General features: G+C 70.1%; 14 protein-coding genes, 1 tRNA gene and 1 riboswitch. Of the genes, 8 read left to right on the top strand and 7 right to left on the bottom strand.

Annotated elements, in window-relative coordinates:
* Window positions 1-8 precede the first annotated feature (8 nt).
* The gene (locus HHX31_RS01960) at window positions 9-245 is read left to right on the top strand and encodes a hypothetical protein (protein WP_169944447.1); all 237 of its coding nucleotides are present in this window, start codon (window positions 9-11) and stop codon (window positions 243-245) included.
* A 165-nt stretch (window positions 246-410) separates the two neighbouring features.
* Here HHX31_RS01960 and HHX31_RS01955 read toward each other — a convergent pair whose 3' ends face one another.
* Window positions 411-1,571, bottom strand: coding sequence for a serine hydrolase (locus tag HHX31_RS01955; protein WP_169944445.1), 1,161 nt, complete (start codon window positions 1,569-1,571; stop codon window positions 411-413).
* Window positions 1,572-1,918: 347 nt separating this feature from the next.
* On the opposite strand from HHX31_RS01955, the gene HHX31_RS01950 reads away from it, so the two are divergent.
* Both HHX31_RS01950 and HHX31_RS01945 read left to right on the top strand, forming a co-directional pair.
* Window positions 1,919-2,605, top strand: coding sequence for a response regulator transcription factor (locus HHX31_RS01950; protein WP_169944444.1), 687 nt, complete (start codon window positions 1,919-1,921; stop codon window positions 2,603-2,605).
* A gap of 19 nt (window positions 2,606-2,624) precedes the next feature.
* On the top strand, window positions 2,625-4,079 hold the full coding sequence (locus HHX31_RS01945) for a HAMP domain-containing sensor histidine kinase (protein WP_169944442.1): 1,455 nt from the start codon (window positions 2,625-2,627) through the stop codon (window positions 4,077-4,079).
* A 20-nt stretch (window positions 4,080-4,099) separates the two neighbouring features.
* On the opposite strand, the gene HHX31_RS01940 is transcribed toward HHX31_RS01945, so the two are convergent.
* Window positions 4,100-5,113, bottom strand: coding sequence for a substrate-binding domain-containing protein (locus tag HHX31_RS01940; protein WP_169944440.1), 1,014 nt, complete (start codon window positions 5,111-5,113; stop codon window positions 4,100-4,102).
* A 228-nt stretch (window positions 5,114-5,341) separates the two neighbouring features.
* Between HHX31_RS01940 and HHX31_RS01935 the strand changes: the two genes are divergently transcribed.
* Window positions 5,342-5,418 (top strand) — tRNA-Ile (locus tag HHX31_RS01935).
* 848 nt (window positions 5,419-6,266) lie between these two features.
* Here the strand turns inward: HHX31_RS01935 and HHX31_RS01930 are convergent.
* Genes HHX31_RS01930 through HHX31_RS01920 form a run of 3 tightly spaced genes read right to left on the bottom strand, consistent with a single transcriptional unit; the run spans window position 6,267 to window position 11,054 of the window.
* Complete coding sequence (locus HHX31_RS01930) at window positions 6,267-8,429, bottom strand: stress protein (RefSeq protein WP_169944438.1); 2,163 nt, start codon at window positions 8,427-8,429, stop codon at window positions 6,267-6,269.
* The gene (locus HHX31_RS01925; protein WP_169944436.1) at window positions 8,422-10,470 is read right to left on the bottom strand and encodes a DEAD/DEAH box helicase family protein; all 2,049 of its coding nucleotides are present in this window, start codon (window positions 10,468-10,470) and stop codon (window positions 8,422-8,424) included. Before HHX31_RS01925 ends, HHX31_RS01930 begins: the two co-directional genes overlap by 8 nt.
* Window positions 10,467-11,054, bottom strand: coding sequence for a hypothetical protein (locus HHX31_RS01920; protein WP_169944434.1), 588 nt, complete (start codon window positions 11,052-11,054; stop codon window positions 10,467-10,469). Before HHX31_RS01920 ends, HHX31_RS01925 begins: the two co-directional genes overlap by 4 nt.
* Window positions 11,055-11,773: 719 nt before the next feature.
* Window positions 11,774-11,889, top strand: a riboswitch (cobalamin riboswitch).
* A gap of 35 nt (window positions 11,890-11,924) precedes the next feature.
* Here HHX31_RS01920 and cobN point away from each other — a divergent pair.
* Genes cobN through HHX31_RS01900 form a run of 4 tightly spaced genes read left to right on the top strand, consistent with a single transcriptional unit; the run spans window position 11,925 to window position 18,496 of the window.
* Window positions 11,925-15,533 carry a cobaltochelatase subunit CobN gene (gene cobN / locus HHX31_RS01915; protein WP_169944433.1) on the top strand — a complete coding sequence of 1,203 codons (3,609 nt, stop codon included), beginning with the start codon at window positions 11,925-11,927 and terminating at the stop codon, window positions 15,531-15,533.
* A gap of 16 nt (window positions 15,534-15,549) precedes the next feature.
* Window positions 15,550-16,296, top strand: coding sequence for a precorrin-6A synthase (deacetylating) (gene cobF, locus HHX31_RS01910; protein ID WP_311931170.1), 747 nt, complete (start codon window positions 15,550-15,552; stop codon window positions 16,294-16,296).
* Window positions 16,257-17,774: a cobyric acid synthase gene (locus HHX31_RS01905; RefSeq protein WP_169944429.1), complete on the top strand. Its 1,518-nt coding sequence runs from the start codon at window positions 16,257-16,259 to the stop codon at window positions 17,772-17,774. The genes cobF and HHX31_RS01905 overlap by 40 nt, the downstream gene beginning before the upstream one ends.
* Entirely contained in the window at window positions 17,771-18,496 is a 726-nt protein-coding gene (locus HHX31_RS01900; protein WP_169944426.1) for a cobalt-precorrin-6A reductase, read from the top strand. The genes HHX31_RS01905 and HHX31_RS01900 overlap by 4 nt, the downstream gene beginning before the upstream one ends.
* Window positions 18,497-18,517: 21 nt before the next feature.
* Here HHX31_RS01900 and HHX31_RS01895 read toward each other — a convergent pair whose 3' ends face one another.
* Together HHX31_RS01895 and cobO are read right to left on the bottom strand one after the other, a co-directional pair.
* Complete coding sequence (locus HHX31_RS01895) at window positions 18,518-21,055, bottom strand: cobyrinate a,c-diamide synthase (protein WP_169944424.1); 2,538 nt, start codon at window positions 21,053-21,055, stop codon at window positions 18,518-18,520.
* Window positions 21,049-21,663, bottom strand: a complete 615-nt coding sequence (gene cobO / locus HHX31_RS01890) for a cob(I)yrinic acid a,c-diamide adenosyltransferase (RefSeq protein WP_169944422.1) — start codon at window positions 21,661-21,663, stop codon at window positions 21,049-21,051. The genes HHX31_RS01895 and cobO overlap by 7 nt, the downstream gene beginning before the upstream one ends.
* Window positions 21,664-21,689: the final 26 nt, after the last annotated feature.

Below are 21,689 nucleotides of genomic sequence, written 5' to 3'. Positions count from 1 at the left end.
AGGTTCCCATGGCGGCCCCGCAACGGCTCTTCGACATCCGCCGCGTGATCGGCGGCCTGTTCCTGGCGTACGGACTGATCCTCGCGGTCACCGGGCTGTTCGACAGCGCCCAGGAGATCCAGAAGGCGGAGGGCATCCGCATCAACCTGTGGACGGGCATCGGGATGCTGGTCATCGGGGCCGCCTTCCTGCTGTGGGAGCGGCTGCGCCCGTCCGACTCCCCCGCCCCCTCCGACGAGGAGTGAGCCCGCCCTCGCCCGCCGCGGTGGACCGGCGTCCCCGACAACGCGGTGAGCCGTGATGGTGCACGGCATCGCGCCGGGCGGACGGCGCGGAGTGTCTCCGCCACCGCCCGCCTGAGCGTCATCGGGTGGTCGCCGCCCCGCCCACGACGGGGAGCCGGGCCCCCGTCAGCGCGTTCTCGCCACCTCGGCCGCCACCGCGCGGAAGGCGGACAGCGCCTCTTCGCGGTCCTGCGAGGAGGAGACGGCCGACTTGACGATCACGACCCGGTGCTCGGGTGAGACGTAGATGTACTGGCCGCCGAATCCCGCGGCCATGAAGTCGCCCCCGCCACCCAGCCACCAGTGCAGGCCGTAATCGGCGTTGAAGGAGGCGGAGGGCCTGGTGGACTCCTCCACCCACGCCCGCGGCACCACCTGGCGTCCGCCGGCGCGGCCCTTGTCGAGGTACAGCAGGCCGAACCGCGCGTAGTCGCGGTCGGTCGCGTAGTAGCAGCAATAGCCGAGGTCGTCGTGGGAGTCGCCGCCGATGCGGGCCGTGGAGGCCATGCCGGCCGGCTTCCAGATCTTCTCCTCGACGTAGCGGTGGTAGGGCATGCCCGTCACCTCGCTCACCAGCCGGGCGAGGACGAACGAGTTCATGCTGGTGTACTCGAACCTGCTGCCCGGCTCCCAGCCACGTACCTGCCGCCGCGCGAGCCGTTCGACCGGGAAACCGCGATGGGCGGCCAGTTGCGTCTTCGGCACGTCGGACTTCTCGTCCCAGTCGATCCCTGACGACATCCGCAGCAGGTTCCGGATGGAGACGCCGTCGTAGCCGGAGGAGCGCAGTTCGGGGAGGTACCGCGTCACCGGGTCGTCGATGGAGCGGATGCGGCCCTCGTGCAGGGCGATGCCGACCGCCGCCGAGGTGAAGGACTTCGCCATGGACCAGGACTGGAAGCGGGTGTTCGGCCCGGCGGCGCGGTAGCGCTCGTACACGATCTTCTGGCCGTCGAGCACGACGAAGCCGTTCGCCTTCGACCTGGCGAGGTAGTCGTCGAGCGTGTACTTCTTGCCCTGGAACGTGTACGTCACCGACAGGGAGCGCGGAGCGCTCCGCAGCGGGACGGGCCGGGCGGACGGGCGCACCACGGCGAACGACTTCGGGTCGAGCTTCGACGCCGTGGAAGGGGCCGGGGAGGGGGCCGTGGAGGGGGATGGAGCCGCGACGGCCGTGGAGCCGGTGGGCGGGCCCCCGGTCCTGGCCGTGGCCTGCGCGGGGGTCGTGCCCGCCGCCAGAGTCGCCAGGGCCGCCGCCGCGGCGACCGGGAGGAATCGTGATCGCATCGAGTTTCTCCGCACTGATCTCGGGATACCGGAGACGGCCACGCCGGACGCGGGCCGTTCGGCGGGGATGATGGCGAAGATTTCTGGCATATCTCTGGCAAGCCGTCGCTAGTCGTCACCGATGGCTCCGGGTGATGGGCTCTGGGCGCCAGGCTCTGGGCGATGGGCCCCGCGACCGGTCTCTGCCGCGCGCGAGGTCCCAGTGGGCGAGCCGTGCCGTAGATTGGAGATCGACTTCCACCGTCGGCGCCTGGTCCGCCCCCGCCCGCTCCCGACCTCCGAGAAGATCACGAAGGCGGGCGGTCACCCTCCTGCCGGTCGCCCTCGAAAGCAGCGGGAGCCCTGCCATGACGAGATTCCGGGTTCTCGTCGTCGACGACGATCCGGCCATCCTGCGCGCGTTGCGACGTGGTCTGCGCGTGGAGGGATTCGACGTGGACGTGACCGCCTCGGGACGCGAGGCACTGGAACTCGTCCACCGCGCCGCACCCGACGCGGTCGTCCTCGACGTGTCGATGCCCGGCCTGTCGGGGATCGAGGTGTGCGAGCGCCTGCGGTCGGACCGGCCGGAGGTTCCGGTGCTGATGCTGTCGGCCATGGACGAGGTGTCCGACCGGGTCGCCGGCCTCGCCGCCGGGGCCGACGACTACGTAGTGAAGCCGTTCGAACTGCGCGAGGTGGTCCTGCGGTTGCACGCCCTGCTGCGCCGGGCGGGCCGTCCTCCGGGCACCGTCGTCCGGGTCGGCCGCCTCACCGTGGACCCGGCCGGGCGGCGGGTCACGATCGACGGCCGGCCGGTCGAGCTGAGCCGGCGGGAGTTCGACCTGCTGGAGGTGCTCGCCCACAACGCCGGGATCGTGCTGACCCGAGACGTGCTGCTCGAACGCGTCTGGGGATACGACTTCGAGGTGACCGGCAACGCCGTGGACACGTTCGTCGGCTACCTCAGGCGCAAGCTCGAGGCAGGGGGCGAGCCGCGCCTCCTGCACACCGTACGCGGAGTGGGATTCGTGCTCAGGGAGACGGCCCAGTGAGTGCTCCGCAGGCCGCCCCATGAGGCTGTCCACCCGTTTCGCGATCTGCCTCGCCGTCGCCGTGCCGCTCCTCGTCCTGCTCGCCGGACTGCTCGTGCACGCTCTGGTGTCCCACGACCTGCGTACGGAAAGGGACAGGCAGCTGACCGTACGGCTGCGCGCGCTCGCGCCCATGGCCTCGGTGTACGCCTGGCGAGCGCGGGCGACGCCCGGGATCCCGCCGGACTTCCTCCAGCGGCGGCTGTCGGAGGCCACGGCGGGCGACGGCGGCGCGGGCGGCATGTACCTCGAGATCGCCGGGGCCGAACCCCTCGTGATCGGAGACGTGCCGCACACCCTGCCACCGGCCGGCACGGCCGGCCCCGCCGACTTCGTAGACCTCGCCGACCTCGCCGAGGCAGGGCGCACGTGGCGGTTCGTGGCCGAAGACCTCGGTGCCCGCGAGAACCACGCCCGCCTGTGGGTCTTCGACCCCCAGACGCGTCTCGACGCGCAACTCGGCCTGCTCCGCCGCCGGGTCGGGCTCACCGCGCTCGTCTCGGCGGGGGTCGGCGCCCTGGCGGGTCTCGCCCTCGGCCGGTTCGCCGTACGGCCGCTCGAGGTCCTCCACCGGCAGGCCAGGCTGATCGGCGCGCCCTCCCGGCCCGGCGCCCGGCTGGCGACCACGTCGGGGGTCAGCGAGATCGACGAACTCGCCGGCATGCTCAACACGTCGCTCGACCGGCGGGACGCGGCGGTGGCCCGCACCGGCGAGGCGCTGGAGACGGCCCGCGCCTTCGCCGCGACCGCCGCTCACGAACTGCGCACCCCTCTCACCAGCATGACCGCCAACCTCGGGCTGCTCGACCATCCGGACGTGGACGCCACGGAACGGGCCGAGATCCTCGCCGACCTGAGGGCCGAGCAGGGGCGGATGCAGCGGCTCATCACGGCCCTGCGGCAACTCGCGCGCGGCGAACTCCTCGGCCAGGAGGCTTTCACCGAGATCGACGTGGTGGAGATCGTCGGCGACGCCGTCGAGGACGCCAGGAGGCGCCACCCACACGCCGCGATCACCGTCTCGCTCCCGGATCGCCTGGTGCTGACGGGCTGGGCCGAGGGTGTGCGGGGAATCCTCGACAACCTGCTCGACAACGCCGCCGTCCACGGCACGGACGGCGGGGGCGCCTGCGAGATCTCGGTGGGCGTGCGCGAGGACGGCGCCGCCGCTCTCCTCACCGTGCGGGACTCCGGGCCCGGCATCCCGCCCGCCGACCGCGAATCCGTATTCGCCCGCTTCCACCGGCGCGTGGGCAGCCCAGGCTCCGGACTCGGCCTCACCGTCGTCCGCCAGCACGTGCTCCTCCACGGCGGATCCCTCCGTGTCACCGACCCCCATGCGGGCACCGGCACCCGCGTCGAGGTCCGGTTGCCCCGCCACGCCGTACCGGCCGCACCGCAGGCGGGCTCGTCCTGGCGAGCGGACCGGCCGTAGCGACTTCTTCAGCGCTGTCGTCAGTGCGGTCGTACGCCCTGGCGGGGGGCCGTTCCGGGAGGAGTGGGGGCGGGGGGCCCGGCGGCCTCCGGCCTCGTGACCACGGCGGGCGGGACCAGCACCGCCGGGATCGAGACCGTGGTCCCGTTGGACACGACGGCCGTGCCGTACACGGTCCTGCCGCCCGCGACCTCCACCGCCAGCCTCGCGGCGGCCGCCGCCTGAGCCGCGACGTCGGTGCGCACGGTCACGGTCCGCGGCCCGGCGCGTCCCGGACGGGCCTCGTAGCCGATCAGCGGCACCCCCGCCAACCCCGCCTTCGCCATCTCGGCCGCGACGTACTCCGCCGTCCCCTCACTCGTGGAGCACACGCCCGCCACCTTCGCCGCCGCCCCGCCGAGCGCGGCGACGGCCGCAGCCACCTCGCCCCGGACATCGCCTGGCCGCGTCAGATCCCGCTCCCAGCCGATCGTCACCCGGCCGTCGAGCACGGCGTGCAGACCCCGCTTCACCGCCGCCGCGTACGGATCCGCGGCAGGCCCGTTGACGAGCAGCACCGGGCCCGCCACCTTCATGGCGTCGAGCAGGGCCAGCGCCTGCGCCCGTCCGACGCGCGCCGGATCCGTCGCCACGTAGGCGTCCACCGGTCCGTTGGCCAGCCGGTCGTACGCGACCACCTTCGCCCCGGCCAGCTTGGCCCTGGCCACCAAGGGAGCGGCGGCCCCGGGATCCACCGGGCCGAGCACCAGCACCCGCACACCGTCGGCGAGCATCTGCCCAACCTGCCGCCCCTGCCTGGCCTGGTCGCCTGCGGCGTTCGCGTACCGGACGTCGCAGCTCGGGCAGAGGGAGGCCAGTGACCGGGTGAACAGAAGCCGGTCCGGTCCGTCTCCGGGGAGCAGCAGGCCGACGGTGAAGCCGTCCCGCGCGTCTCCGACCGCTCCGAGCTCCGCTCCCCGCTCCTGCCCACCCGGGCCGCAGGCGGGAAGGGACATCAGAAGCAGCACCCAGACGCCCGCCAGTCGTCTCCCCACCGGACACCCCCGAGTCGTTGCGTAGCCACGTTTCGCAGAGCCGTCTTGTGGAGCGATCTCACCTCACTAGTCACATACCCTGACATAAGCCGCATAACTCCCAGCAGGGACAGCGCTGACCAGCGAGGACGATCAGGACACCATGATCGGCGGAGATTACGCCCAGGGCCGAAGGCCGCGGATCCCCGATCCCCTCGGCGGCCAAGTTGTGAGAGACTCCACCATTGCGGGGCGGTAGCTCAGCCGGTCAGAGCATCGGACTCATAATCCGTGGGTCGTGGGTTCAAGTCCCACCCGCCCTACCACGTACGACCAGCCATCCGCGGTCTCACCTGCGGCTTCGTGGTCGATCATGCTTGTCCGGACATGCAGCCGACAGCCGCCGGAAGCAGTCGTATGCCACCGGTCGCGGAACATACGCGGAATGCTCGCGGCCTCGTTTCTCCAGGTGATCCCGGCGATTTGGCGCCTCGCGGAACGATTCCACGCCTATACGCCCGAAGGACCCCAAGAGTTGTCCCGGGGTCCTTCGACTGGATCGGTTGCAGCCTGCCTCACCCGGCCCTCACTGGTCGATCTCCGACGCGGGTAGTTCTGGCCCTAGCTGGCGACGACCAAGTGCTTGTTACCGGCGCCCGCCGAACTCCTAGTTGTGGACCTCGATGTCGGCGTACCGGTCCAGGGTCAGAACGGCGCCTGCCGCATCTGGGTCCGGCGCCCGAGCCAGCAGCGCCGTGCCCAGCCAGGTGGTGCCGTCGTCGGAGAGCAGCGGCCCATACGCGATCAGCTCGTCCCGGTCGGACGGCGGGACAAGGTCGGCAGCCTGCCCAGGGCTGAGGTCTTGCCGCCTGTCGACGTAACACCGCGATCCGATGGCGCAGGACCAGAATGTCCGCGTTCTTCGACCGCTGCGAACGACCCAGAAGCACCATCCAAGCCGCAATCCGGGCAAAGATTATATAAAACCAGCCGCAACGCCATGACAGCGATCACCCCGCCAGACCTGAATCCCAGACCCCATTTCAGCACCAACGGCCGAAATTTGAACACCCACAATGTCAAGAACTGGACCAGTTTCTTAGGAGCCATTCGGTGCCATGCGACCTTATTGGGCTCAAGCATTGCTCCCCTGACAAGCCGAGATCGCCGTACCTCACCGGTGCTGGCTGTGTGCCAGTACTTCGTCGATGGCTTTCTGATAGATGAGCCATCCCTCATCAACGCTTCCCGCCCAAGACCATTCGTGGCGGGCTGCACCGAACTCCTTGGGGTCGGGGGCGCGGCCGAGAGCCTCGGCTATCTGCAGGTAGAGCACACTGGCGGCCGCCAACCTGGCTTTCTGCCGGTACTCGTCGGCCAGTGGGAAGTTCGTGACGCGCAGAAGCTCCTCATAGGGCCGCCCTCCGAGACGGGCGTAGACAGCGTCGACGAAGTCGTGCGCGGCGATGGGAAGGAGGTCGACGCGCCGAGGTGTGGCTGGAGCCTTCTCGCCGATGGCGGTGTAGAGGCCGGCCAGGTCACCGTTGAACCAATGGTTGGCGGCGGTGGCGGCCACGCGGGCGAACTGGCGAAATGTTGGGCTTTTGCCGTTGACCGCGATGAACTTGTGGAGTTCACGCGCAACGTGGGTAAGTTCGCTCGTCCATCGATGCTGGAGATAGTGCGTCAGGTAGCGCTGGGTCCACCCCTGCCGGTGGCGTGTGACGATGTCACGCAGAATTGCGAATCCGTCGCGGCGCTGGCCTCCTCCAGTGACGCGGAAACCGATGTGTCCGTCGGCCAACTTCAATTGGTGCTCATACGAGGGCAGTTCTTGAGGCGGCCCGAGGTAACGCTCGGCATTCTCCAGCTCGTCGAAAAGGCTCGGATGAATGGGGGTCTCGGCGTCGGCGAGTTGGGTGAGGTGCGCTTTGTGGTACGCGCGCAGCCCGGTCAGCGAGGTCCGTGAGGTGGGGCCCTCACAGACGTACCAGGTGGTCAGGGCGACGCTGTGCCAGAAGGTGACGGCCGGACCGAGGGTCTCGGCCATGAGCCTGTGCGGGTAGGGCTCACTGACGATGACCTGCGGCCAGCGGGCCAGCGTGGTTCCGTCCCAGAGCCGGTTGACGTCCTCGACGAGGTCCGTGCTAAGGAGAGTGCGGTAGAGCTGTCGTTGTGGCCCTTCCCCGTAGCCGATCGAGTAGAACCCTTCTTCCACCAGTCCCCACAAGGACGGCATGTTTGCCGTCTGCCGGGCGTGAATCGCATCGAACTGCTGCCACCAGCGTTTCAGGACATCGACGCGTTGCTCAACGGGTGAGACGGAGCTGTCCTGACCGAGAAAGGCCGCCAGCATCGCGTGGACGTCATCTGGGTTGAGGCCGTGCTGGGCGGCTGCGGACTCGGCCTTGGCCGATCCACCGACATAGAGTTTGGGCTCCGGTAGTGCCGTAACGAGCTCTTCGCCTGAGTTCGGCGGCACCTCAATGTGGTCCAGGAACGCCAGCCAGTCGCCGGCGAAATATGCGCTGAGAGTCGGCTGCAGCACCTTGGTGAGCACTCGGCGGGCGAGAGGCGAGCCTTGGCCCGTCTTCTTCATCGTCGCGGCGATCAGTTTCTGCAGGCGCGAGGCGCGAAAGCGCGCCGCGATCTGGAGGAGATCGTGACGGGCCAGCAAGTCCAGCAGTGCGATTCTCGCTTGCACTTGACCGGCGCGATCGAGTTGGCTCCACCCGCCGCGGTAGGCGAAGACCATCACCTCGGGGGTGGGCGCGATGCCCAAATCGGTGTATGACTGCAGGATCGCCGTCCACGCTTTGTGCTGCTCATCGGCTGACTGCGCCGATCCGGACGCCCGGATCGTGATCGGTGCCATCAGCGCATCAAACAGCGGGATGAGCAAAGACCACGCTAGCAAGGCATCTGCCGTCGAGCCCATGTGGACGCGGGCGACGTCTTCGCCCGCGATAGTGACGGCCTGCCACGGGTAGTGGCGAGCGTGGGCGGACAGGTTGAGTGTGCCGGCTTTGAGTGTGGCCTGTTCGGGCAGGAACCAGGCGCCTCGGGCTTGCTGAGCCGACAAGGAGAATGTCTCGCCGACGAGAGCGCGATCTTGCGGGGTCAGGAAGGTCACCGTGATGATGTCGCGGTTCTTCTGGCCGCGTTCTCCTGGTGTTATGTCCACCAGATTCCGGCCGGACAGGGCCATGGTGAGCAGGTTCGCAGCCAGTTGGTCGATCCAGGCGAAGCGTCCGTTGCGGCCTGCGTCTCGTTCCAGGCGCAGGAATTGGTCGGGGTCGGCGACGGCGAGCGCGTCGGCCAGACCGTACTCACCCATGGGTGCTCCTGATCACGGCGACGAACTCCTCGAATGGTTTGGGGTTGGGGGTCGTGGCTGCGTATCTGGCATAACTGTTGGCCAAAGCGTGCAGTTCTCGCTCCTGCCGACGTGCCTGAACCTGGTCGAGGGTGTGCAGGAACTGCTGACGGGTGTCGCCCTGTTCGGCAAGGACGCTCACGCTGGGCATTGGCACACTCGACCGCGTACCGGGTCTGGTCGCCCGGTCGGGGAGTGGGGCGTCCCCGAAGGCGTCAGCGTCCGCGGGGTGTGGATCCATGTCGTTTTCGACACGGAGCGTCTCTAGGTGAGAGTCGAGGCCCAGTTCGCCGTGGTAGACGAGGTCCAGATGCTGTTCTTGGCGGGCGTTGAGCTGAGGATGGTGGACGACGCGGATGCCTCGGCCCACAAGCTGGTAGAACTCCCCAAAAGTGCCGAAGGGCCGCATCGGCACCACGACGGTGATCGCAGGCAGGTCATAGCCCTGGCCAAGCATCTTCAGCTGGACGATCGCCTGAAGGTTGCCCGAGTCCGCTTCGAATCTCTTGCGTGTGGCAGCGATGTCGGAGTCGGTCATCGAATGGTGCAGAGTCGCGCTGGCGATGCCGTACTCGTTGGCGATACGCGAGATCTGTTCGGCATGGAGTTGCCCAAGCGCGGCGAACAGCACGCGCGGCCTTACCGGTGCCAATGAGTTGGTTTGTATCGCGAGGCGGTCGCGCACGATCGTCATGATTCTTCGAATCGGCTCTTCGGAGGTGGCGGTGATTCGCGCGACCTTGCGCTCATCCTCGAGCACCGCCAGCAGGGCGTCTTTGCCGACGATCGACTCACGGATGCCGTCCGGCCAGGCGATTTCATATTCGGTCTGCTCGACGTCCGGGCTGAACCGGTGCGCTCGCAAGTGCTTGGCGTGGCCATCAGTGATCGAGTCGATGAGCCTATACCGGTAGACCACGTCCGCAGCTACAGACCTACCGTCGGCGCGGCTGAAACAGGCTGACATCAACAAGCGTCGCGCACTCGGGAAACGCGCGAATAGCCGCTGGTAGGAGTCTGCGGCAGCGATGTGCGCCTCGTCGATCACGATGAAATCGATATCGTCGGGCTCGAGCTTGGCTAGCAGCCCATCGTTTGTCGCGGCGTTGCCGAGCGAGTGGAAGTTCGTCACGATTATATCGGTGCTCAGCAGCGCCTCGCGGCTCACCGCCCTGATCGCGCCGTCTTCGCCGTCGAGTACCTGGGTAGCGGGGGCGCGCAAGCCGGCGATCAGCGGACCTCCGCGAAGCGTGTATAGGACGTTGCCAGCCAACGATGGGTCGAGCGCTGTGTCGAACGTTCCGCGAATGACACGGCCAGGTGTCACAATCAACGCGCGGCGCCGCGTGAAGGCGAGCGCGGCAGCGACCCCCAGCGCGGTCTTGCCTGCTCCCACTGACATCACGCATGCGGCGTTGACCTCGCCGCGGCGATAGTAGTTCGCCAGCGCGATCAACGCATCTCGCTGGCATGTACGCAGCGGACCCAGGTCAATGCACTTACGAGCGCGATCGAAATAGTCTCTGTCGTTCGCGGGCTGGGGCGGAGGTGGTGTGACCAGACCAAACGGGTTGGGATCCATATCGTCGGGGACAGGGACGATGGGATCGGGGATGACGTACGCGGCCAGGACCGGATCTTGCAGTAGCACCCTTTGCAGCTGCGCCACGCAACGGGCAGTGTGCTCACGAATCGCGGCATAGGAAAATCGAAGGACGACATAATTCAGGCCAACGAGGTCGTTCTGCCGGATCCGATCATGAACGAAGGCGGTCCTGCTGCTGTGAAACTCGAAACCGTCGAGCTCAACCACCACCCGAAGGCTCGATCCGATCAACAGATAGTCCAGCCGGTAAGTGCGGTCCTCGACCACGACCGGGTACTGCCCGGCCACATGGCGGGAGATCCCTACGCCAGCAGCGGCGCTCAGCACCCACTTGACGAAGGCGCTTTCCAGATATGACGTACTGGACACCTTGTCAACGAGCCGGGTGCCGCTCATGCGGACTCCTCATCCAACGCGGCTACCTTCGCCTCCAGCCTTTCATCGAGGTAGTTGTCACCGAAGCGCTGAATCCGCTTGCTAACAGAAAGCGCGTCACGCAGCGCGCCTTCTGCGTGCAGCAGGTTGATCCACGTCGCGATGCTGGAAATGCGGACAAAGCCGAGCGAGGGTTTTTTCTCATTGATCAGTACGGTCTGAGGCACTGCCTCGATCAAGAGAAGATCCAGGTGAGCGAAGACTTCCACGAAGTGCAGCCCAGCAGGAGCGGTACGGCGGCGTGACCAGAACTGCTCGACCGCGTTCTGCAGCAAGAAATGGTAGTCCGATGCACTGCCCGGCAATTCCAGCCCTTCCCATACCCAGCGGATGAGGGTGTCGGTATCCGGGGTGCGCATATCGCCGAATGCCCGGTTGTGGGCTGGAGAGGCGGAGGTGGTGCCACTGGCGGTTGGCCACAAGAGCGAGCCGTACTCCTCGCGCGGGCGGATCCGGGTTCCCGGCAAATGATCTCTGTTGACGCCAGGGCTTCCGGCGAAACCAATGCCTTGAACATCGGCCATTCGCGCATACCAGCGTTTCACCAGCTGATACTCCCTACATGGGCCTGCTTCCCCGCTACGCGGGCTGCGATCTTCAGCGTAGCTGCCACCTCGCTTCGGTGACGGTGGTTTCACAGGCGCTGAGCCACGTCCGAACACGGGTAACAGCATTAACCTCGATGACTCGTGCGCCCGGTAGAGCGGAGGTGATGCTGCGATGTAGCGGCTGATCTGGAGGTTCGTAGCTCATCGTCGCTCGCCGGTTGAAGTCCGGTCGGAATCTGTCCCGCAGTATGGGACGAGCAGGTGCCTTCATGCAGGACAGCAACGCTCGAGCAACATTCTCTATCGCTCTCGAACCCATCGGCGTCGTCCCTCAACTACCACCCGGTCATCTCCGAGGCCCCGGCCGTCCGCCTCCAGCTGCCGCGCCACTTCACTCGGCACACCGAGGCACAGGGCGGCATTCATTTTGATCACCATTTGCTGCTCGGCGGTCGCGGAGGCAGAGCCGCGCGAAATCGACGGCCGTTCGGCCGAACCGACTCGCACCACCTGATCGATTCCGACCAGCCGATCCTCGTCGTCCTCGGCGCCATGCCGCACACCTGGACATGTCTAAACCCGGCAGGGACATCCAGCGGCTCCCGGGTCGCGACGGGGATCTGGTCGGGCGGGAAGACGGATTCGAGGCTGAGACCCTTGCCGTTCCCATGGAGGACGGGATGGACCGGATCACGTGTGGCGGGCGTTCTCCCGTAGGCTGCCAGGACGCCTTCGGTGCAGGAACCCGGTGAGATTCCGGGGCGGTTCCGCCACTGTGATCAGGCCCGCGAGGGGCTGCAGCCAGATACTGGCCGAGGGTGATCCGACCGCTGTACGGGGCGAGAACCCCGGAGGAGGAGCCCGGCCATGGCCACGTCCGCACGTTTATGTCTGTTGTCGACGTCCGACACCGATCTGCTCTCCGCGCGGGCCAGCGGGGCCGCGTACGCACTCGCCAATCCAGCGCGAGACGGCGATGCCGACCTTGAGGCCTGCGTGGCGGGCGCCGACCTCGTCGTCGTACGTCTGCTCGGTTCGCCGAACGACCTGTGGCCGGGGCTGGCGGCCGTCCGCGCCGCCGGGACGCCGGTCGTCGTGCTCGGCGGGGAGCAGCAGCCGAACGCCGAACTTATGGAGCTCTCCAGCGTCCCCATCGGGGTCGCGGCCGAGGCCCACCGCTACCTGGCCGAGGGCGGCCCGGTCAACCTGGCCCAGTTGCACGCCTTCCTCTCGGACACGGTGCTCCTGACCGGCGAAGGCTTCGAGCCGCCCACGGCGATCCCCTCCTGGGGCTTCGCCGAGCGCACCGCGCCGGTCGACGCCGCCCTGCCACGGATCGGCATCCTCTACTACCGAGCCCACCAGGCCAGCGGCAACACGGCCTTCGCCCACGCCCTGGCTGACGCCGTCGACGCGACCGGCGAGGCCGTCGGGTTGCCGATCTTCGCCGGTTCGCTGCGCAGCGCGCCCGGCGACCTCTTCGAGGCGCTCGGGACCCTCGACGCCCTGGTCGTCACCGTGCTCGCCGCGGGGGGCAGCGTTCCCGCCTCGGCGGGCGCGGGCGGTGACGACGAGACCTGGGACGTGGAGCGGATCGCCGCCCTCGACATCCCGGTGCTGCAGGGCCTCTGCCTGACCAGCGGCCGGGCGGAGTGGGAGGCGAACGACGACGGCGTCACCCCGCTCGACTCCGCCAACCAGATCGCGATCCCGGAGTTCGACGGGCGCATCATCACCGCCCCGTTCTCCTTCAAGGAGATCGACGCCGACGGTCTCCCGCGCTACGTCGCCGACCCGGAGCGCTGCCGCCGTGTCGCCGCGATCGCGGTCAACCACGCCCGCCTGCGTCATGTGCCCAACAGTGAGAAGAAGGTCGCGCTGGTCCTCTCGGCGTACCCGACCAAGCACTCGCGGATCGGCAACGCGGTCGGCCTCGACACCCCGGTCTCCACGATCCGCCTCCTGCGCCGGCTGCGCGACGCCGGCTACGACCTGGGGGCGCCGGGCGCGGTGCCTGGCCTGGACCTCGACGACGACACCGAGGCCGGGAACGCGCTGATCCACGCGATGATCGCGGCGGGCGGCCAGGACGAGGAATGGCTGACCTCGGGGCACCTCACCGACGCCCATGTGCGGATCAGCGCCGAGCGGTACGCCCGCTGGACCGCGGATCTCCCCGCCGCACTGCGCGCGAGGATGGCCGGGGCGTGGGGTGAGGCGCCCGGCGGCCTGTTCGTCAACGACGCGGGCGAGATCGTCCTGGCCACGCTCGTCGCCGGGAACGTGACGCTGCTCATCCAGCCGCCCCGAGGCTTCGGCGAGAACCCCGTCGCGATCTACCACGACCCCGGCCTGCCTCCGACCCACCACTACCTGGCCGCCTACCGCTGGCTGGAGGCGCCGGAGACCGAAGGCGGCTTCGGCGCACACGCGGTGGTCCACGTCGGGAAGCACGGTTCGCTGGAGTGGCTGCCCGGCAAGAACGCCGCGCTCTCCGCCGAATGCGGCACCGACGCGGTGCTGGGAAGCCTGCCCCTCTTCTACCCGTTCCTCGTCAACGACCCCGGCGAGGGCGCCCAGGCCAAGCGCCGGGCCCACGCGACCATCGTCGACCACCTCGTCCCGCCGATGGCACGCGCCGAGTCGTACGGCGACATCGCCCGCCTGGAGCAGTTGCTCGACGAGTACGGCAACATCGCCACGATGGACCCGGCGAAGCTGCCGGCGATACGCGGCGAGATCTGGTCCCTGATGCGGGCGGCGGAGATGCACCGCGATCTCGGCATGGAGGACCGCCCAGAGGACGACGAGTTCGACGACTTCGTGCTGCACATCGACGGCTGGCTCTGCGAGATCAAGGACGTGCAGATCCGCGACGGCCTGCACGTGCTCGGCCAGGCGCCCACCGGTGAGGCCCGGGTCAACCTGGTGCTCGCGATCCTGCGCGCGTCCCAGGAGTGGGGCGGCGTGGGCAACGCGATACCCGGCCTGCGCGCCGCCCTCGGCCTGCCAGAAGACGCCTCGACGGCGACCGTGGACGCGTACGAGGAGCAGGCCCGCTCCCTGGTCACGGCGATGGAGGCGGCCGGCTGGGACGTCTCGGCCGTGGACGACCTGCACGACGACCCGGTGGTCCGTCAGGTGCTGGCCTTCGCCGCCACCGAGGTGGTGCCGCGCCTGGCCCGCACCACCGGCGAGATGGACGCGCTGCTGCACGCCCTGAACGGCGGCTACGTCGCGGCGGGCCCGTCGGGATCACCGCTGCGCGGCCTGGTCAACGTGCTGCCCACCGGCCGCAACTTCTACACCGTCGACCCGCGTGCCATTCCGTCCCGGCTGGCGTGGCAGACCGGCCAGGCGATGGCCGAGTCGCTGGTGCGGCGCTACCTCGACGAGACGGGTGAGCACCCGGCCTCGGTGGGTCTGTCGGTGTGGGGCACCAGCGCGATGCGCACCTCCGGCGACGACATCGCCGAGGTGCTGGCCCTGCTGGGTGTGCGCCCCGAATGGGATGACATGTCGCGACGGGTCAGCGACCTCAAGGTCATCGACCTCGCCGAGCTGGGCCGCCCGCGCATCGACGTCACCGTCCGCATCTCCGGCTTCTTCCGCGACGCGTTCCCGCACGTCGTGGCGATGCTGGACGACGCTGTGAAGCTTGTGGCCGAGCTGGACGAGCCCGACGAGATGAACTTCGTCCGCGCGCACGTCCGCGCCCATCTGGCCGAGCACGGCGACGAGCGCCGGGCGACCACCCGGATCTTCGGCTCCAAGCCGGGCTCCTACGGCGCCGGGATCCTGCAGGCCGTCGAGTCGGGCACGTGGCGCGACGACGACGACCTGGCCGAGGTCTACACGGTGTGGGGCGGTTTCGCGTACGGACGCGGCCTCGACGGCGTCCCCGCCGCGGACGACATGCGCGCCGCGTACCGGCGGATCAAGGTCGCCGCGAAGAACGTCGACAGCACCGAGCACGACATCGCGGACTCCGACGACTACTTCCAGTACCACGGCGGCATGATCGCCACCGTGCGCGCGCTGACCGGATCCGACCCGAAGGCCTACGTCGGCGACTCGACCTCGCCCGACGCGGTGCGCACCCGCACGCTTCAGGAGGAGACCAACCGGGTCTTCCGCGCGCGCGTGGTCAACCCCCGGTGGATCGGCGCGATGCGGCGCCACGGTTACAAGGGCGCGTTCGAACTGGCCGCGACGGTCGACTACCTGTTCGGTTTCGACGCCACCGCCGGTGTCGTCCACGACTGGATGTACGAGTCCTTGGCGAGGTCGTACGTTCTCGACGAGACCACCCAGGAGTTCCTGCGCGGGTCGAACCCGTGGGCGCTGCGCGGCATCGTCGAGCGCCTGCATGAGGCCGCCGAGCGCGGCCTGTGGGCGGAGCCGGACGACGAGACCCTGCGGGCACTGCGGAAGGTCTACCTGGAGGTCGAGGGTGACCTCGAGGACGGCGCGTGATGATCGGGGAACGACGGTGACGCACGTGCACGTGGTGGGCTTCGGCATGGGCCCGCACCATCTGACGGGTGAGGGCGCGAAGGCCCTGGCGGCGGCCGGCTACGCGCTCGCCGTACGCAAGGGCGACGACGACGAACTGCTGGAGGTGCGCCGCCGCATCTGCGCCGAGCACGGCCTCGAACTCGTCGAGGTCGCCGATCCCGAACGCGACCGCGACGACCCGGCCGACTATCCCGGCGCGGTGAAGGCGTGGCACGCCGCACGTGTGGACGCGTACGCCGGGGAGCTGGCGGCACGCGGCGGAACCGCGGCGTTCCTGGTCTGGGGAGATCCCTCGCTCTACGACTCGACGTTGCGCGTCCTCGACCGGCTCGGTGAGCGGATGGACCTGACCTGGGACGTGATCCCGGGAATCAGCGCCCCGCAGGTGCTGGCCGCGCGGCACAGGATCGTGCTGCACGAGGTGGGCCGGCCCGTGCATATCACCACGGCTCGCCGGCTGCCCGAGGCGGTCGCGGACGGGCAGCGCAACATCGTGGTGATGCTCGGCTCCGAGCGGAACCTGGGCAGCCTCCAGGAGTTGCGGGACTGGCGGATCTGGTGGGGTGCCAACCTCGGCGCGGCCGGTGAGCGATTGGTCGCCGGGCGGGTGGGCGACGTGCTGTCCGACCTCCGCTCGGCCAGGGAGGCCGCGCGTGAGGCGGCCGGCTGGGTGATGGAGGCATGCCTGCTGCGCGCCTCGGAAAGGACGTCCGCGCCGTGAGTGGTCTGCTCGTCGCCGGCACCGCCTCCGACGCCGGGAAGTCGGTCGTCACCACCGGGCTGTGCCGGGCGTTCGCCCGCCGTGGGGTGTCGGTGGCGCCGTACAAGGCGCAGAACATGTCCAACAACTCGATGGTCTGCCACGACCGCGACGGCTCGGCCGCCGAGATCGGGCGCGCCCAGTGGGTGCAGGCTCTGGCCGCCCGGGTGGCGCCGGAGCCCGCGATGAACCCGGTGCTGCTCAAGCCCGGCTCCGACCGCAGAAGCCATGTCGTGGTGATGGGCCGGCCGGCGGGCGAGGTGGCGGCGAACGACTTCGTCACCGGCCGCCGCCACCTCGCGCGGGCCGCGCACGCCGCGTACGACGACCTGGCCGCCCGTTTCGACGTGATCGTGGCCGAGGGAGCGGGCAGTCCCGCTGAGATCAACCTGCGGGCCGGCGACTACGTGAACATGGGACTCGCCCGGCATGCCGGCCTTCCCGTCGTCGTGGTCGGCGACATCGACCGCGGCGGCCTGTTCGCCTCCCTGTACGGCACCCTCGCGCTGCTGGAGCCCGCCGACCAGGCGCTGATCGCGGGCTTCGTCGTCAACAAGTTCCGAGGCGACCGCTCCCTCCTGCGCCCCGGCCTGGAACAGCTGGAGTCCCTGACCGGACGTCCGGTCCACGGCGTGCTGCCGTGGCACCCCGATCTGTGGCTCGACTCCGAGGACGCTCTCGACCTCGAAGGCCGGCGCGGCCGGGACGGCGCCCGCGTGCGGACTGCGGTCGTCCGCCTGCCGCGGATCAGCAACTTCACCGACGTCGACGCCCTCGGCCTGGAGCCCGGCCTCGACGTCGTCTTCGTCTCCTCCGCCCGCGACCTGGCCGACGCCGACGTGGTGGTGCTGCCGGGAACCCGGGCCACGCTCTCCGACCTGGCGTGGCTGCGCTCACGCGGCCTGGACGCCGCGATCGAGGCGCATGCGCGGGCGGGCCGGCCGCTGCTCGGAATCTGCGGCGGCTTCCAGATGCTCGGCACCGAGATCCACGACCCCGAGGGCGTGGAGGGCCCGGCGGGCGCGCGGGCTCCGGGGCTCGGGCTGCTTCCCGTGACGACCGAGTTCCGCCCCGGCAAGGTGCTGCGCCTGTCGCGCGGCGAAGCGCTGGGGGCCGTCGCCGCCGGATACGAGATCCACCACGGGCGGATCACGCGCGCCCACGATGTCGACGAGTTCCTCGGCGGCGCCCGGGTCGGCCGCGTCTTTGGCACGATGTGGCACGGCGCCCTGGAGGGCGACGAGTTCCGGGCCGCCTTCCTCGCCGAGGTCGCCGGGCTGGAGCCCTCGGGGGCCGGTTTCCCTGCGGCTCGTGAACGCCGGCTGGAACTGCTGGCCGACCTCGTCGAGGAGCACCTCGACGTCGACGCCCTGCTCGCGCTGGCCCGTACGGGAGCGCCCTCCGGCCTTCCCACCCTGACCGTGGGAGTCGCGCGATGAAGGTCCTGCTGCTGGGCGGCACCGCCGAAGCGCGTGAGCTCGCCCGTCTCCTGGTCGACGCGGACGTCGACGTCACCTCGTCGCTCGCCGGGCGGGTGGCTCGCCCCCGGCTGCCGGTGGGCCGGGTGCGCGTCGGCGGCTTCGGCGGCGTGGACGGCCTGCGCGCGGCCCTCGCGGACTACGACCTCGTCGTCGACGCCACCCACCCGTTCGCCCGCGGGATGAGCGCCAACGCGCTGGAGGCCTGTGCCGCGGAGCGGGTTCCGCTGCTCCGGTTGGAGCGGCCGGGCTGGGAGCCCGACCCGGCCTGGCGGTACGCCGCCACCCACGACGAGGCCGCCGCGCTCGCCTCCTCGCTCGGAGAACGCCCCTTCCTCACCGTCGGACGGCAGGAGCTGGCCCGGTTCGTGCCGTGCCTTGGCGGGCTCGCCGTGCTGGCCCGGGTGGTCGACTCCCCCGGCATCGACCTGCCTCCGAACTGGCGGGTCATCACCAGCCGCGGCCCGTACACGCTGGACGGCGACCTCGAAGTGATGCGCGGGCACGGCTCGGACGTGCTGGTCACGAAGGATTCCGGCGGATCGTACACGTGGCCCAAGATGGAGGCCGCGGCCGTGCTCGGCCTCCCGGTCGTGGTGGTCGCCCGGCCGGAGCCGGACCCCCGGGCATCGGTGGTCGACGCCGTGGGCCCGGCCCTCGACTGGGTGCTGTCGCACCGCTGAGGTGGTGTCGCAGCGGCGCGACTAGGCCGGATTCCCACCGGCTTCCACGGCGTTCGCTGTCGCCGGCCCACCGGGAAGGTCCGTACCGGCGGCAGGCCATCCGGGCGTTTCGAGCGCGTCGAGTTCGGCGAACAACCGGGCGCAGGTCTCGGGAGGACGCACCGCGACGCTCACCCACTCGGCGTCGAGCCCCGGAAAGGTGTCCGCCCTGCGCACGGCGACGCCGCGCTCCCGCAACGCCTCGCGGACGCCGCGGCCGAAGCGGGCCAGGACGAACGAGGCGCGCGAGGGCAGCACCGCGATCCCGCGCGAGCCGAGGCCGGTGACCAGGGACTCCCTCCATCCGGCGATCTGCCGGGCGCGACGTGCCGCCTCGGCGACCGCCTCCGGGGAGGTGCACGCGACGGCGGCCGCGATCGCCGGGGTCGACACCGACCACGGGACCTGCCTGGCCGCCAGACCGGCGATGCTGCGGTCGCTGCCCAGCACGTATCCGGCGCGTATCCCGGGGATCGACCAGTGCTTCGTGAGGCTGCGGACGACCAGCAGCCCGCGGCGGCGGTGACCGGCGAGCGACTCCGTCTCCCCCTCGACCGTGTCCATGAACGCCTCGTCCACGACCACCACCCGCTTGGGACGGCGCAGCCGCAGGATGTCCTCTGCCGGGTGCAGGACTCCTGTCGGGTTCGTGGGGTTGCCGAGCACCACGAGGTCGGCGTCGCCGGGCACCGCGGCCGGGTCCAGCCGGTAGCCGTCCTCCGGGCGGCACTGGACCACGGTGACCCGGTGCCCGGCGCGTTCAAGGGCCGCGTGCGGCTCGGTGAACTGCGGGTGCACCACCACGGCATGGCGCCACTGCTTCCACCGGGCGACCAGTTCGAACGCCTCGGCCGCGCCCGCGGTGACCAGGACCTCGTCCGTACGACGCCGGTACAGCTCGGCGATCGCCTCGCGCGCGGGCGCCGGGTCCGGGTAGGAGACCGAGTCGCGCACCCCTTCGAGCAGCGCGGAGGTGAGCCAGGCCGGTCGTGGCCCCGGGTGGACGTTGACGGCGAAGTCGACCAGCCCCGGCCCGGTCTCCCGGTCGCCGTGGTGGTGAAGGGGCTTGGCGGGAACCGGCTCGTGCGCCGTGTCGCCGATGCGCGCCGACACGGCCAACTGCGACACTGCCACCGGGGGCGCGACCACCGGGGAGACGGCCACCGGCGACGCGGCCACCGGGCTGGCCGTGGCCGCCGCCTCGGCGAACCGCTGGGCCATGTACGGCCGGCCCGCCCAGTGCAGGTGCAGGTAGGAGGCGTGCAGGGTGGGCGAGGCGACGCCGACGAGTTCGCCGTCGATATCCCACGCCGGTGCCCAGCCGGCCGCCGGGCGGGTCAGCGCGGTGCGGTGGAACTCGTGGCCGGGCACCTCCTCCCCTGCTCGCGACAGCAGGTTGTCGCCCACGGCCTTGGCCACCGGGTAGCGCAGGGTCAGGCGGTCGGTCATCGTGGCGCGGGCGCCGATCACCCCTGCCATGGGAGTGCCGTCGAGGGCTTCGAGCAGGTAGAGCAGACCGGCGCACTCGGCCACCGTCGGCAGCCCCGCCATGACCGCGTCGCGCACCTGCGTCAGCAGCGGGACATTGCGGGCGAGCCGCCGGACGTACACCTCGGGGAAGCCGCCGCCGAGCAGGAGCGCGCGGGTGCCGGCCGGCAGCGACCCGTCGGTCAGGGGGTCGAAGGGCACGACGCGGCACCCGGCGGCGGTGAGGAGTTCCTCCGTCTCGGTGTACGCGAACGTGAACGCCCGGCCCGCCGCGACCGCGACCACGGGCGCCTCACCGGCGACGGGAAGCACCTCGGCGTCCGGGTCCCACGGCACGGCGTCCAGGCCGGGCGCCGTGCGGGCCGTCTCCAGCACAGCGTCGAGATCGACGTGGCGGGCGATCCATTCGCCCAGCCGGGCCACCGCGGCCGCTGACCCGTCGCGCTCGGCCGCCGGCACCAGGCCGAGGTGGCGGGACGGCGAGGAGATCGAGTCGTCGCGCGGGACGACGCCGAGCACCGGCAGGCGCAGGGAGCGCTCGACCTCGGCGACGTTGCGCGCGGACCCCGCCCGGTTGAGGATCACGCCGGCCACGTCCACCGCCGGGTCGTACGCCGCCATGCCGGCGACCACCGCGCCGGCCGAGCGCGACATCCGGGAGATGTCGGCGACCAGCACCACCGGCGTACGGGTCAGGCGCGCGACGTGCGCGGTGGAGGAGAACCCGTCGGTGCCGAGCCGCCCGTCGTGCAGGCCCATCACGCCCTCGATCACGGCCACGTCCGTGCCACGGGCCCCGTGCAGCAGCAGGGGGGCGATCCGTTCCTCCCCGACCAGGTGCGGATCGAGGTTGCGACCGGGCCGGCCGGTGGCCAGGGCGTGATAGCCGGGGTCGATGTAGTCCGGGCCGACCTTGTGACCGGAGACCCGCAGTCCGCGATCGCGCAGCGCGGCCATCAGGCCGGTCGCCACGGTGGTCTTGCCCTGTCCGGTGGAGGGGGCGGCGATCACCAGGCGCGGCAGGGTCACCATTCGATGCCCCTCTGCCCCTTCTGCCCCGCGTCCATGGGGTGTTTCACCTTGGTCATCTCGGTGACGAGGTCGGCGGCCTCCAGCAGTTCGGGCGCCGCCCGGCGGCCCGTGATGACGACATGCTGGCGGCCGGGGCGGCCGCGCAGCGTGGTGACGACGTCGTCGAGGTCGACCCATCCCCACACGATCGGGTAGGTGAACTCGTCGAGCACGTACAGGTCGTGGGCCTCGGCGGCGAGACGGCGCTTGATCTCCTGCCATCCTTCGGCGGCGGCCAGGGCGTGGTCATCGTCGTCGCCCTGTTTCTTGGCCCACGACCAGCCGGAGCCCATCTTGTGCCATTCGACCGGCCCGCCCTCGCCCGTCGCGTCGTGCAGCTTTCCGAGGCGTTCGAGCACGGTCTGCTCACCGACGCTCCACTTGGCGGACTTCACGAACTGGAAGACCCCGATGTTCCACCCCTGGTTCCACCCGCGCAGGGCGAGCCCGAAGGCCGCGGTGGACTTCCCTTTTCCATCCCCGGTGTGCACCATCAGCAGCGGCCTGTTGCGGCGTTGCCGGGTGGTGAGACCGTCGTCGGGCACGGTGAGCGGCTGCCCCTGGGGCATCAGCGGGTCTCCTCTTCGTACGCGGG

The sequence above is a fragment of the Microbispora sp. H11081 genome, from assembly GCF_012999535.1.
Taxonomy (GTDB): Bacteria; Actinomycetota; Actinomycetes; order Streptosporangiales; family Streptosporangiaceae; genus Microbispora.
The sequence above is the reverse complement of the archived record's forward strand: the minus strand, read 5'-3'. Positions and strand labels throughout refer to the sequence as shown.